We start from the raw sequence: 14,136 nt of genomic DNA, 5'->3' as shown, positions 1-14,136 counted from the left end.
CAAGCTTGCGCGGCTTTTGACAAGTACGCGCGGCGTACCGGAACTGACCGTGGTGTTTGTGATGTTCACCGGGGTGTTCGGGGCGATGCTCAGTGGCATTCTGCTCAAGTGATTGCCCCTGCGCAGCGCCTTGGCTCGAGGGGCCTTGTTTGGTGTCGGTGCCCACGGTGCCGGGGTCAGTCGGGCACATGAAGTGGGGGGTGAAGAGGGCTCGGTGGCGGGGTTGGTCATGGTTCTGACGGGGCTGCTGAATCTGTTCGCCGCACCGTTGTTGGCGGCAGTACTTTGACATGGATCCAGGTTCGTTGGCGTACTGACTCGTTAGGCCATCAAGCTGGCTGCCAATGCAACTACACGATCCCCGGGGCGTGACTAGACTGGATCTCGTGAGCAAAATAATAAGAACAGGAGTTCCTTGTCGTGAGCGTAACCCCCGTCCAATCGCCACACAGTGTCAAAGACCAGGTCAGTGCCGCCGAGTGGCAGACCCGCGTCGATCTTGCCGCCTGCTATCGTCTGGTCGCTCTGCATGGCTGGGATGACCTGATTTTCACCCACATTTCGGCCAAGGTCCCCGGTACCGAAGACTTTCTGATCAACCCGTTCGGGCTGATGTTCCACGAGATTACTGCGTCGAGCCTGGTCAAGGTCGATCAGGCCGGCAACAAACTGATGGACAGCCCTTACGAGATCAACCCGGCGGGTTACACCATTCACAGCGCGGTGCACGAGGTTCGTCACGATGTCGTCTGCGTGCTGCACACCCACACCGCTGCCGGTGTCGCGGTGTCGGCGCAGAAACAAGGCATTTTGCCGATCAGCCAACAATCATTGTTTGTCTTGTCCAGCCTGGCTTATCACGCCTACGAAGGGGTTGCGCTTAACCATGAAGAGAAGGCGCGACTGCAAGCCGACCTCGGCGAAAACAATTTCCTGATGCTGCACAACCACGGTCTGCTGACCTGCGGCGCGACCATCGCCGACACGTTCCTGATGATGTTTACCTTCCAGCGCGCCTGCGATATCCAGGTGTTGGCGCAGAACGGTGGCGCCGAGTTGATCGCCATCGAACCGCAGATTCTGGCAGGCGCGAAGGCAATGATCGCCGGCGTCACCAAAAGTGCTCAAGGGATGGGCGGCGCACTGGCCTGGCCAGCGCTGCTGCGCAAACTCGATAAACAAGACGCGGGTTATAAACTCTAATGGCACTCGCCGAGATCCCCCTGTGTGTCTGGCGCAAGCGCGGCCAGACGTTCGTATTCCGTGGCCAGACCATCCGTTACTGGACTGCGGGGCAGGGTGAGCCACTGTTGCTCATTCATGGCTTCCCGACCGCCAGTTGGGACTGGCATTACCTTTGGCAGCCGCTGACCCAGCGCTATCGGGTGATTGCCTGCGACATGCTCGGCTTTGGCGACTCCGCCAAACCGGTGAATCACGAATACAGCCTGCTGGAGCAGGCCGATTTGCAACAGGCCTTGCTGGCACACCTGGAGGTCGAGCAGTCGGTGCACCTGTTGGCCCACGATTATGGCGACAGCGTGGCCCAGGAACTGTTGGCCCGGCATTACGAAGCACGCATCCATATCGCCAGCTGTGTGTTCCTCAACGGCGGCCTCTTTCCCGAAACCCATCGCCCGATCCTGATGCAAAAACTCCTGCTCAGCCCCTTGGGCTGGATGATCGGGCGAGCCTTTTCCCGTGACGGTCTGGTGAAGAGTTTCCGGCAGATATTCGGCCCCCAGAGCCGCCCCACAGAGAGCGAGATGGACGATTTCTGGAGCTTGATCGAGAGCAATCAAGGGCCACGGATCATGCACAAATTGATTGCCTACATCCCTGAGCGGCGTGCCCAGCGCGAGCGTTGGGTCAGCGCGATGCAGCGTGGTGAAGTGCCGTTGCGGGTGATCGATGGTGAGGTCGATCCGGTCTCCGGCGCGCACATGGTCCGGCGTTATCGGGAACTGATCCCGAATCCGGACACGGTCTTGTTGCCAGGCATTGGCCACTACCCTCAGACCGAGGCGCCGGGGCAGGTGCTCAAGCACTATCTGGAGTTTCGCGATCTGCTGGTTTCACCGCCGCGCAAGGCCGCCTGCTCCTGATTATCCCCCTGCCTTATTGCGCACCATTCAGCCACACCCCAGTTCATTGTGACCCGCATCGCCGTGCCTGACACTCGGACTTATTGTCCCCTGGCCTGCTGGAGTCCCCCCAATGAATGAGTCTGTGCGCTTCGAAGATAAAGTCGTGATTATCACGGGTGCAGGCGGTGGCCTGGGCCGGGCCCACGCGCTGCTGTTCGCCAAACAGGGCGCCAAAGTGCTGGTCAACGATCTCGGCGGCTCAGCTCAGGGCGAAGGCGCAAACGCTTCGGCAGCCGACCGGGTAGTGGCCGAAATCCGCGAGGCCGGTGGCATCGCCGAGGCCAACCATGACTCCGTCACCGACGGCGACAAAATCGTTCAGAACGCTTTGGACACCTTCGGTCGTGTCGATGTAGTGGTCAACAACGCCGGGATCCTGCGGGACAAAACCTTCCACAAAATGGAAGACGGCGACTGGGACCTGGTTTACCGCGTCCACGTCGAAGGCGCCTACAAAGTTACCCGTGCCGCCTGGCCGCACCTGCGCGAGCAAAACTACGGCCGCATCATCTTCACCGCTTCGACCTCGGGCATTTACGGCAACTTCGGTCAGTCCAACTACGGCATGGCCAAACTCGGCCTCTACGGCCTGACCCGCACCCTGGCCATCGAAGGCCGCAAGAACAACATCCTGGTCAACGCCATCGCCCCCACCGGCGGCACCCGCATGACCGAAGGCCTGATCCCGCCGCAAGTCTTCGAACAACTCAAGCCGGAACTGGTCAGCCCGCTGGTGGTGTACCTCGCCAGCGAGAACTGCCAGGAAACCTCCGGGCTGTTTGAAGTCGGTGGCGGCTGGATGGGCAAAGTGCGCTGGGAACGAAGCCTCGGCGCGGGGTTTGATCCGCGGGTTGGTTTCTCGCCGGAAGATGTGGCGGCGCATTGGCAGCAGATCTGCGATTTTGAAGGCGCGGTGCATCCGCAGGACAACCTTGAAGCGCTGAAGGAAATGATGGCGAATTTGCAGAAGTATTCGATTTAATGGAAACCAGCAAGGTCACCGCTCTTGACCTTGCTGGTTCTTAATATTCGGCCCCGACATCTGGTTTGCAGCGGTCTTCAAGGAAAATACTTGTGAACCAATGCCGCCAGATTCGCGGCCGTTTGCGCATCCATAATCCCGTCGTACGTTTCCGGGCGAAAGTGCAGCTGAAAGGCCCGAACCAGTTGTGTGAAGCCTTGTTCGGTTGACGCACCGGAAACGTCGTACCCGTAAGTCTTGAACAGTTTGAGCAATTCGCTTCGGGCTGGAATGCCGGTCTCGCAATATTGCTGCAGATAGGTGTCTCGGGTGGCATCGTCGAACCAGGCACCGACGCCTTTCAAGTAAAGGGCATGCCAGGGGAATTTCGGCCCTGGGTCACTCTTGCGGCCGACAGCAATATCCGAGTGCCCCAGAACAAGGGTCGGGCTGATATCCGGGTAGCGTTCAAGGATGTTCAACGCCAGCTCTTCAATGGCGGCAATTTGTTCTGGCTGATACGGCGGAAAGTTGAAAACCCCTTGGCTAAACGTTGCAAGGTTGACGATTTCAACGCCGATAGACGTGTCGTTCAGATTGCTTCTATTGCCCCAATGACTCACGCCCGCATGCCATGCGCGCTTGGTTTCGTCGACGAGGTTGAAGACTTCCTGCCGGGTATAACCTGCTTTCAAGTAGCTCGGATCGGTGATGTCGGGAACCAGATAGTGGGCGCTGACATTCGGGCCGGTCAGTGCGTTGACCGAACTGGAGAAGTTGCCGGCTGTGTAGTGGAAAATCAGAAAGCGTACGCGGGTGTTCAAACTTTTAGTGGTACGGTACTTGTTGTAGTCAATGGGTTTCATGGAAATATTGCTCGCAATTAATTAGGTTAGAGTCAGCGTGCAAACAATATGGCTGACCTGTTTTTAACCTTAATCGCGAGGGCGCTTCACGTGATTACATAACTATGTAGTCGTTTTCCGAGAGGTGTGTAGGTAATAAAAAGTTAGATTGGGTGAAATAATTGAGTACCACTTTTACTTCATGCAACTCTTCGCCATCGTCACAAAACCACCGCCCATAAAAAAGGCCGCTGCAAACGCAGCGGCCAAAGTAAGACGATTGATCAAGGAGCAATAAATCAACGTCAGTGAACACAGGGCGATGAGTCGAATAGCTTCAATTCATCTGAAATCTGTCGCTAATGGCGTGAACTGGCCACCGCCATTGCTTCCTGCTTTCCGGCCGTTTGCCGTGAAAGCCCGGAAAGAATAAGGCCTTGAGCCAAAAGGAAAAATAGCGATTCATGACATGAACTGTTGCAGCATGAGTAACAGTCGCCACAAGCCCCGCCCACATGCCATGCGCTGCGTTGATAACCCCCCATCCAGCCCATCCATAACCCGCGCAAAACGCCGTCCCATGCGGGGATTCATCCTTTGGAGGTACACCACGAATACCTCCTTGGTGCGCTTATCGCTCCCAACGTGCGGCAGTAGGGTGGGGCCTTCTGTCACTCACCGGGGAAGACGCATGACAAAAACAACAATGCGCGCCATCTTCACGCCGCAAGCGCTCGCCGCTGCGGTTGCCTTGGGTTGCTGCGCCCAGGCGCAGGCTGTTTCATTCAACATCGGGGAAATCGAGGGGACTTTTGATTCTTCGCTGTCCGTCGGCGCGAGCTGGGGCATGCGCGATGCCGACAAATCTCTGGTGGGCATCGTCAATGGCGGGACCGGCCAGTCTTCGACCGGGGATGACGGGCGGCTGAACTTCAAGAAGGGCGAAACCTTCTCCAAGATCTTCAAGGGTATTCATGACCTCGAACTGAAGTACGGCGACACCGGGGTGTTCGTGCGTGGCAAGTACTGGTACGACTTCGAACTCAAGGACGAGGATCGTGAGTTCAAACCGATCAGTGACAGCGGTCGTAAAGAAGGCGCCAAGTCCTCCGGGGCGCAACTGCTCGACGCCTTCGTCTATCACAACTATTCCATCGCCGAGCTGCCGGGCACTGTGCGCGCCGGTAAGCAGGTGGTGAGTTGGGGTGAAAGTACCTTCATCGGCAACTCGATCAACAGCATCAACCCGATCGACGTTTCAGCGTTCCGCCGTCCTGGCGCCGAAATCAAGGAAGGCCTGATACCGGTGAACATGCTGTTCGCCTCCCAAAGCCTGACCGACCAACTCTCGGTGGAAGGTTTCTATCAACTGGAGTGGGACCAGACCGTCGTCGACAACTGCGGCACCTTCTTCGGCAACGACGTGGTGGCTGATGGCTGCAACAAGAATTACACGGTTGCCAGCCCGGCGATTGCACCGTTGCAACCGATCGCTGCAGCGTTTGGCCAAGGCTTCGAAGTCAGTAAGGAAGGTGTGATCGTCCAGCGCAGTGGTGACCGCGACGCCCGCGACTCCGGGCAGTGGGGGACGGCGCTGCGCTGGCTCGGCGACGACACCGAGTACGGTCTGTACTTCATGAACTATCACAGCCGTAGCCCGACGGTCGGCACCACCACTGCCGGCCTGACAACGCTGGCACGGATCCCGGCCATCGTCGGTGCCGCCAACAGAATCGCGCCCGGCACTGGCTCGGCACTGGCTCAGAGTGTGATGCTCGGACGCGGTCAGTACTACCTTGAATACCCGGAAGACATCCGTCTCTACGGCGCGAGCTTTTCCACCACCTTGCCTACCGGCACGGCGTGGACCGGTGAGATCAGCTATCGCCCCAACGCTCCGGTGCAAGTCAACACCAACGACCTGACCCTGGCCTTGCTCAACCCGATCGCCGGTGGCGCGGCATCGCCTATCGCGACCACGCCAGGTGCCGACAACAAAGGCTACCGCCGCAAGGAAGTGACGCAGGTCCAGAGCACCCTGACCCACTTCTTCGACCAAGTGCTGGGCGCCCAACGGCTGACCCTGGTCGGCGAGGCTGCGGTGGTGCATGTCGGTGGCCTGGAGCCGCGAACCAAACTGCGTTACGGCCGTGACCCGGTCTATGGCCAGTACGGTTTTGGCGGCGATACCGACGGCTTCGTCACCTCGACCTCCTGGGGCTACCGCGCCCGGGCGATCCTCGATTACGCCAACGTGATCGGCGGGATCAACCTCAAACCCAACCTGTCCTGGTCCCACGATGTCGCCGGCTATGGCCCCAACGGGTTGTTCAACGAAGGCGCCAAAGCGGTCAGCGTCGGCGTCGATGCCGACTACCGCAACACCTATACCGCGAGCCTCAGTTACACCGATTTCTTCGGCGGTGACTACAACACCCTGGAAGACCGCGACTTCCTGGCACTGAGCTTCGGCGTGAACTTCTGATCTGGCTGAGAAGGATGAATTTGATGCACAAGATGATTCTGCAATGCGGCGCCCTGGCCTTGAGTCTGCTGGCTGCCAACGTGATGGCGGCGGTCTCGCCTGAAGAAGCCAACAAGCTTGGCACCAGCCTCACGCCGCTGGGTGCCGAGAAGGCCGGCAACGCCGATGGCTCGATCCCGGCCTGGACTGGCGGTATCCCGAAAAACGCTGGCGCAGTGGACAGTAAAGGTTTCCTGGCTGACCCGTTCGCCAGCGAAAAGCCGTTGTTCACCATCACCGCCGCGACGGTCGACAAGTACAAAGACAAGTTGTCGGAAGGTCAGGTGGCGATGTTCAAGCGCTACCCGGAAACCTACAAGATCCCGGTCTACCCGACCCACCGCACCGTGGCCGTACCCCCGGAGATTTACGAGTCGGCCAAACGCAGCGCGCTGAACGTGAACAGCATCAACGACGGTAACGGCCTGGCCAACTTCACCGGCAACCGCTACTACGCCTTCCCGATTCCGAAGGCCGGCGTCGAGGTGCTGTGGAACCACATCACCCGCTATCACGGCGGCAACCTGCGACGCATCATCACTCAGGTGACCCCGCAAACGAACGGCAGCTACACACCGATCCGCTTCGAGGAAGAGATCGCCGTACCGCAATTGATGAAGGAACTGGACCCGGAAAAAGCCGCCAACGTGCTGACCTTCTTCAAGCAATCGGTGACGGCACCTGCGCGTCTGGCGGGTAACGTGCTGCTGGTTCACGAAACCCTCGATCAGGTGAAAGAGCCGCGTCTGGCGTGGATCTACAACGCCGGCCAGCGTCGTGTGCGTCGCGCACCGCAAGTGGCTTATGACGGTCCGGGTACTGCCGCTGACGGCCTGCGCACGTCCGACAACTTCGACATGTTCTCCGGCGCACCGGATCGCTACGACTGGAAACTGGTCGGCAAGAAGGAAATGTACATCCCTTACAACAGCTACAAACTCGACTCGCCGAGCCTCAAGTACGATGACATCGTTAAGGCCGGGCACATCAATCAGGACCTGACCCGTTATGAGTTGCACCGGGTCTGGGAAGTGATCGGTACGGTCAAGCCGAGCGAACGGCACATCTACGCCAAACGCCACATGTACCTCGACGAAGACAGCTGGCAAGTAGCGCTGGCGGACCACTACGACGGTCGCGGTCAGCTGTGGCGAGTGGCCGAGGGGCACGCTCAGTACTACTACGATCACCAGACTCCGGCCTACACCCTCGAAGCGCTCTACGACATCATTGCCGGCCGATACATTGCCCTGGGAATGAAGAACGAAGAGAAGCACAGTTTCGAATTTGGCTTCGAAGCCAAGGCCGCCGACTACACCCCATCGGCCCTGCGCGCCGAGGGCGTTCGGTAAGGGTTTTGATACATTGACAGTACAAAAGGCGACCGGGTGGTCGCCTTTTTTATGGCTGCCAATCAGCGTGCTGAATACTTCTCAACAAGCGGGTTAGAGAGGGCTAGGGTTGCCGGACAATTATAAAAAGGCACGCCGCAATGACCGCCATGATCCCGTGTCTGGACCGTTCTGGATTCCTGCCCCGACTGTCCACTCATCACCAGTCGCGGGCTCGCTTGACCGAGCCGTTACTGGCCTCCACGGCCCGGGTGAAATTACTTTGCGCACCGGCCGGTAGTGGCAAGACAGCGCTGCTCGCCGAATGCCTGTTGCAGGCGCCAACCCAGTGCCGGGTGCATTGGTTGCCATTATCTGGCGTGGCGTCGAGTGCGGCGGAGTTTCGTCATCGTCTGGCAGAGACGCTGGGGCAGGCCTCGTCGAGTGAAACAGAGTTGCTGGGCTATCTGGCGCGATTGCAGACGCCGACCTGGCTGTTTCTCGATGACTTTTGCCGCGTCCCGAACCCCGAGTTGGACCTGCTGCTGGATCGCATGCTGGCGGTCAGCAGCCCGATGTTGACCTGGTGGCTGGGTGCCCGCCGTCGGCCGCCCTGCAACTGGCCAAGGTTGCTGCTCGACGATGAGTTGTACGAGTGCGAAAGCACTTCGCTGGCTTTCACGCCCGGTGAAGTCGAGCAGATATTGCAGCCCTGGGTACCGGAGCAGGCCAGCAAGGTGGCCAGTCGGATCATCCAGCGCACCGGCGGCTGGTGTGCCGGTGTGCGGATTGCAATGCTGCACAAGTGCGACTGGTCGCGTCAGGACAAACCCCTGGGACGGGCGGACACCTTGCTCGATTACCTGGAGCATGAGTTGTTCAGCTCGCTGACGCCTGAGTTGAGCGAGGCCTGGCGCGTGCTGGCCCACTTGCCCCGCTTCAATGCCCGGCTTTGCGATCACTTGTTCGGGGCCGGAGAGGGGGCTCAGTATTTGCGGACCTTGCAAGCGCTGGGCTGTTTTATCGAACCTTGGGGGGATTCCACCGATTGGCTGCAGATATTCACCCCGTTCACGCAGTTGTTGCGCGATGAACAATGGCCGGCGGGACGTTCCTGGCATCGTCGTGCCTGCCAATGGTTCTGTACCGAACAGGACTGGAAATCGGCCTTCGAACAGGCATTGCTCGCCGAGGAATACGAAGTGGCGGTCAGCCTGTTGCAGCACTTCAGTTTCGAGCATTTGTTCGAGGAGCAAACGGTGGTGCTGTTGTTGCGTTTGCATGAGCAGCAAGGCGAGGAACTGACGCTGGGCAGCCCGCAATTGGTCGGATTGATTACAGCTGCGCTGTTGTTCGCCGGACGTTTCGAACAGGCGACTGCCTGTATCGCTCATCTGGCGCATTTCATGCCTCAACCCTCGGCGGTGCTTCAGCGTCAACTGATTGCACGTTGGCAGGCCCTGCAGGGTTGGTTGCTGCATTTACAGGGACGAATGGAGGCCTCGCACGCGCACTTTCTTGACGCGTTGAGCGCGCTCGATCCCGACTGTTGGACGGCGCGCCTGATGTGTTTGTCCGGTTTGACGCAACAGGCATTGCTAAGGGGCGAACTCGACGTGGCGCAAGCCCACAACCGTGAGGCGCTGTGCCTGGCGCGGGCGCAAGGTTCGCTGGTGTTCGAGGGCCTGATGGAGCTCGATCATGCGCAATGGCTGGAGCAGCGGGGTGCCCCGGCTCGTGCCGAAAGTCTACTTTGCGACATCGATAAATTGCTCCGTCAGCGTTCGGACCGACCGGCACCCTTGCTCGGACGAATTGCATTGCGTCGCGGGCGGTTGGCCCTGTGCCTGGGCGCAGACGAGCGAGCTGCCGAGTTCTTTCATGCGGGCCTGGACGATTGCTTGCGCAACCACGACAAGCGCGTGCTGTATGGCTTTCTCGGTCAGGCCCAATTGGCTGCGAACAAGGGCGATTACGCCCAGGCGTTCGTCCGGTTGCGCGATGCCGAGCGGCTGATGCAACAACGGCACATTCCAGACACGGTCTACCGCGGCGTTCTGCTGCAAGTCAGCAGCCAGCTCTGGTTGCAACAAGGCCGTCCCGAACTGGCCCGTGAGGCGTTGAGCCGGGTGCTCAAACATTATCGGGGGCCACAGGCCCGGCAGGCCCCCCCGGCGACACTGGAATTGATTCCGCGGATTGAGTATTTGTTGATTCTGGCTGAGGTCAAACTGCAACGGGTGGAGGATCCCTTGGCTCGGCTCGCAATCCTGTTTGAACACACGCAAGCGAACGGGATGGTCAGCCTGGAAGCCGAGCTTCTGCTGGCGATGGCCGAGGCGGCCTTCATGATGGGCGAACAGGAGAGTGCCCGGCAGTTTTTCGACAAGGGCGAAGAGAAGGCGAGCCGTTGTAACTTGCAGCAGTTGTTGGTGCAGTTGAATCGGCGTTGTCCCGGTCTCTTCTCGGAACTGCACATAGTTAATAACGAGCCACTTTCTGATAAAGGTATTAATGAGAGTCCACTGAGCCTGAGGGAGATGGAAGTGCTCGAGTTGATTGCGTCAGGAAATTCGAACCGGCAAATAGCCGATAAATTGTTCATCTCATTACATACAGTTAAAACACATGTCCGGCGAATTCATGGGAAATTAGGGGTTGAGCGCAGGACTCATGCAGTAGCGCGGGCGAGAATGCTGGGTTTATGTGGTTAATTGTTTTTTAATGATGTTGTGAATTTGTTTTGTTGTGCTGGGTTTTTAATGTTTTGCAATGGGTGGTGGGTGTTTTTATTGGTTTTGCTTGCGTTAAGTTAATTGCACTGATTCAGGCAGCATTTCGTTGCCTGGTTTTTTAAAGTGCATTAATGGAATGTTTATATGAGTGTCCAGGAAACAGAGTTGGTACAGAAAAATCTAGGAGAGGTGGTTGAATGTTTTACCGCGCTGGAAGAAGCGCTGAAGAAAACCGCGTCGTTTAAAGCAATCCTGCAAGACGTTTTGTTAAAGGAACTTCAACAGCTGTTGCCGGAGGTCTACATCAGCAGGACTTACATCAATGCCCGACGTTCAGGCATTGCGAATCAGGAGCCGACCGGTCTGTTCATGGACGTATTCATGGAGTGTCTGAGTCGTGGGCGTGCCCCTGCTTATGATGCGAGTCAGTACGGCGTCTATGACTGGCCCGGCTCCATGGATGAGTTGGACCGGGTCGACGGTCTGGACGTGATTGCTCTGGGGGCGCTGATTGGCGATGTGCTGGGTACGCTGGCGCAAAAATACACGCAAGAACTGGATCGACGCTGGGCAGCGTCTGTGGGTAAGGATGCCAAGGGTCGTGAACTGGGCTCTCGCAGCAGTGACCTGCGCAACTTGTATGCGGCGCTTTTCTGGCAAGAGTTGAAAGCAGTGATACAAGTGCAAGGGGTGATGCCGGAGGCAGATCTCAGTTTTGAAACTTTACTTTGGGGCATCCCCCAGACCCCGGCTTACAGTCTTTCATTGCAACTCGAAAGTGGACGATTCGCAACGTTGGCCTGTTGTTTTGCCATGCATCTGAGTGGTCAGATCAGCGACGAACTTGTACCTGCCAGCGATGATTGGGTCATCCTTTACACCCCCGCAAAAGGGCTGGAAACGTACCGGACGTCGGCATTGATGCACCGCTCGCTGGAGCAGCGCCTGAGCGACGCGAACAGCCGGGCGCAGTTACTCAAAGGTGTTTCACTGGAGGACGCCGAACACGTCAGAAGTGCGCCTGATATCCGGTATTTGAAAACCCATGGCGAAATTTTCCAGAACGTCATCGACAATTTGCTGGATAAACAACGGCGTGACGTTGCTTTCAGTCTTCGTCGATTACTGGCGCCGGGCGCGGACCTGCAGAGCGTTGTACGTTCAATTGAGTCGGCTCATGGCCTGAATGAAGTGATCGACGATGCCAAGGGCCGAACTGCCAACCTGCTCGTATTGATTTCAAAAAACGCCCGGCCGCAATGGCTGAAGGACACTTCCACAACCAATCAGGAAGTATTTGCCTCTCTGGAACAGGCGTTGCTCAAAAGCCAGGTGGCATTGCATGAGGCGATGGGGGGGCTCTCCTCATTTCAGGAGTATGTGCGGGGTGTCGTCGGAGAACATATCTCCCAGGGCGATGCCAATCGCGTTGATCCCGATACTGTTTGGGTGGTCGTGAAACACTGGGTGCGTATGGGCTCAAGGAACATCGAGCATGTCCAGCGTAAAACCCTGACGCAACTGTTCATGTACGGTGTGCATGATGCGGCAGGGAAATACTCGATTCAGTTCGAAGCCTTCCACAACAATCCACGACTGTCAGTTTCCAATATCGAATACGCCATCCGGCAATTTGATCTTCGTTTGAAATACGCCAATGAACGAAATCAACGCCTCAACGATCCGCAAGTTAGAGAAGCCATGCAGGAAGTATTGGGGCAGCAAACGGCGCTCAGTAACTTCGCAGCGTTACTTCAAAATCATATCAGCCCGAAAGCACAGGACATCTCGCAGCGTTATCTGTTTGGCGATCCGGGAATGGAGGCATGCGGCGTTGCTTTTCGCAGCTACTACCGACCGTTCAAAGACATGATCGTTTACCGTGCCAGAGGTGCAATGCCTGATCATTCGATGCATGTACTCTACGCTCCCGGTGCACCGACGGGGCAGCAATGGTATGAGTTTCCCGATCTGACGGCGTTGAAGCGACAGTTTATCAAATGGGGTTTCGAGCAGCGTGATCGTGACTTCCTGATCGGGCAGACTTTCAACAGCGATCGTGCGAAGTTTGTGGAGTACCATCTCTCCTTTGTCCTGCCGGCGCCGGTGTTCGAACGGCAGTGGTGGGACGGCATTGTTCTGGTGCAATGGGCGAGCGGGTTGGAAGGCGGGCCGTTCATGGGCGCCATCCATAAACTCATCGACTGGGAAATTGCTGAAGAACAGGTGGTCACACCCGGCTGGTACAGAAAGGCCGCTGCGCAAGATCGCGAGTTTTTCACCAGGTTAAACACGGATTTCAAAGCCATCCACCAAGTATCTATACCTATCGAAACGTTTGGCGTCTTCTCACGAAAACTGGTCATGAAGGCGTTGAACGATTATCTGCGGCGATCCGGCCCGCATCCGGAAATCGACCCGGATCAGGTGCACGTCGAGTTGCGTGGACACGACAGGATGACACTCACCGAGGTGTTCATTCAGTGGCAGATCTGGAGTACTGATAAATTTGTGTCGTTCCGCTCCCTGAACAACTCGCCGCTGGGGCGCTTGGATACAGCCGCTGTCACTGCGCTGATCAATTTATTGCCGGGCGAGAAATATGAGCAATATCTGCGGCAGGATTTCCTGACAACACCTTCTTACGATCTCAAGGCGAAGCTTTACTGCAAAACCGTGCAGAACGAAATGCTCAGGGCGGCATTGACGCAAAAAATGCAGGGCGCTCTTTCCGGTGAACACTTCAATTGGCTCAAGGGGCTGATCGAGGGGCTGGATCATGATCGTCCCCATAATCTGGTGCCGTTCCTGACGGGCGGCGCGCCAGGCGAAGGCGTTTATACGCTGGCGCTCGAGGGGCGACGGTTGGAGGGTGCCTATACGTTCGGGCGCAACGTGGCTGGCAAGTGGGAATACCTGATCTACATTCCGAAAGCACCGGATGGCCTGGCATTTCGTCCCATTGAGTCGTTGACTCAGGGCTTTAAGGGGGGCGTACTGGGCAACCATGTTGTCGGACTTGTCAGGTTGGAAAGCAGAGGCGTGGTGAAACGTTATGTCGACAACTGCCGCGACGCTCCATTTGCCTTGCCGACGCCAAGGTTGCAAGACAGTTACGCTGTGACCCACTTCAAGTTCGAATACGACAGTATGGTGTCGCGGCTTATCTACGACGTCGACTATCAGACGAGCACGCATGGGGAAATCTTCTGGCGTAATGTGATGGTCGGTGCAGAGCTGGTGGTGGATGTCATCTCGCTGTTTGTCCCTCCAGTTGCTCTGGTGGCCAGCGTCCTGCGTATCACGCGTTCGATCGTTCAAGGTGTGATTGCTTACAGCCAGGGCGATGAAGATGCCGGCAAAGCCCATCTCACCTCGGCCTGGAGAAGCGCCATCCTCTTGTATGTGGGCATCGTCGCGGGGGCCGGCACGTCGACTTCGGCGGTGGGCCTGTTGTCGCGGATCACGGGTATCTCGGACATCGTGTCGACCGCGACCGGTGTTCAGGTGGGCGTCGACTATGTCACCGCGATGACGTCCACGTACTTGATCTCGGACAGTGAAACCCGAATCATAGGCTGATTTAGGGGGGG

At 57.5% G+C, this 14,136-nt stretch carries 8 protein-coding genes and 1 pseudogene; 8 read left to right on the top strand and 1 reads right to left on the bottom strand.

Going from position 1 to position 14,136, the window contains the following annotated elements:
* Positions 1-31 precede the first annotated feature (31 nt).
* The 4 genes and pseudogenes from ACSQ87_RS27130 to ACSQ87_RS27115 form a co-directional block, all read left to right on the top strand.
* Positions 32-289: pseudogene (locus ACSQ87_RS27130) on the top strand (LrgB family protein); the annotation flags it as partial.
* 131 nt (positions 290-420) lie between these two features.
* The gene (locus ACSQ87_RS27125) at positions 421-1,203 is read left to right on the top strand and encodes a class II aldolase/adducin family protein (protein WP_223429842.1); all 783 of its coding nucleotides are present in this window, start codon (positions 421-423) and stop codon (positions 1,201-1,203) included.
* Entirely contained in the window at positions 1,203-2,105 is a 903-nt protein-coding gene (locus tag ACSQ87_RS27120) for an alpha/beta fold hydrolase (RefSeq protein ID WP_436274775.1), read from the top strand. The genes ACSQ87_RS27125 and ACSQ87_RS27120 overlap by 1 nt, the downstream gene beginning before the upstream one ends.
* 112 nt (positions 2,106-2,217) lie before the next feature.
* Entirely contained in the window at positions 2,218-3,129 is a 912-nt protein-coding gene (locus ACSQ87_RS27115) for an SDR family oxidoreductase (protein ID WP_436274774.1), read from the top strand.
* A 77-nt stretch (positions 3,130-3,206) separates the two neighbouring features.
* Here the strand turns inward: ACSQ87_RS27115 and ACSQ87_RS27110 are convergent, their stop codons facing one another.
* Positions 3,207-3,974 (bottom strand): N-acetylmuramoyl-L-alanine amidase, encoded by a 768-nt coding sequence (locus ACSQ87_RS27110; protein ID WP_223429839.1) that lies wholly within the window; start codon positions 3,972-3,974, stop codon positions 3,207-3,209.
* A 670-nt stretch (positions 3,975-4,644) separates the two neighbouring features.
* Here ACSQ87_RS27110 and ACSQ87_RS27105 point away from each other — a divergent pair.
* The 4 genes from ACSQ87_RS27105 to ACSQ87_RS27090 all read left to right on the top strand — a co-directional run bounded on the left by ACSQ87_RS27105 (position 4,645) and on the right by ACSQ87_RS27090 (position 14,125).
* Positions 4,645-6,438, top strand: a complete 1,794-nt coding sequence (locus ACSQ87_RS27105; protein ID WP_436274773.1) for a DUF1302 domain-containing protein — start codon at positions 4,645-4,647, stop codon at positions 6,436-6,438.
* 23 nt (positions 6,439-6,461) lie between these two features.
* Positions 6,462-7,829 carry a DUF1329 domain-containing protein gene (locus ACSQ87_RS27100; RefSeq protein WP_223429837.1) on the top strand — a complete coding sequence of 456 codons (1,368 nt, stop codon included), beginning with the start codon at positions 6,462-6,464 and terminating at the stop codon, positions 7,827-7,829.
* Positions 7,830-7,969: 140 nt separating this feature from the next.
* Entirely contained in the window at positions 7,970-10,522 is a 2,553-nt protein-coding gene (locus ACSQ87_RS27095) for a LuxR C-terminal-related transcriptional regulator (protein ID WP_223429836.1), read from the top strand.
* Positions 10,523-10,687: 165 nt separating this feature from the next.
* On the top strand, positions 10,688-14,125 hold the full coding sequence (locus ACSQ87_RS27090) for a dermonecrotic toxin domain-containing protein (protein ID WP_436274772.1): 3,438 nt from the start codon (positions 10,688-10,690) through the stop codon (positions 14,123-14,125).
* Positions 14,126-14,136: the final 11 nt, after the last annotated feature.

This window comes from Pseudomonas sp. LjRoot277, assembly GCF_964253845.1.
In the GTDB taxonomy this organism is placed as follows: Bacteria; Pseudomonadota; Gammaproteobacteria; order Pseudomonadales; family Pseudomonadaceae; genus Aquipseudomonas.
Note: the sequence above shows the minus strand (reverse complement) of the source record. Positions and strands in the feature narration are given on the sequence as shown.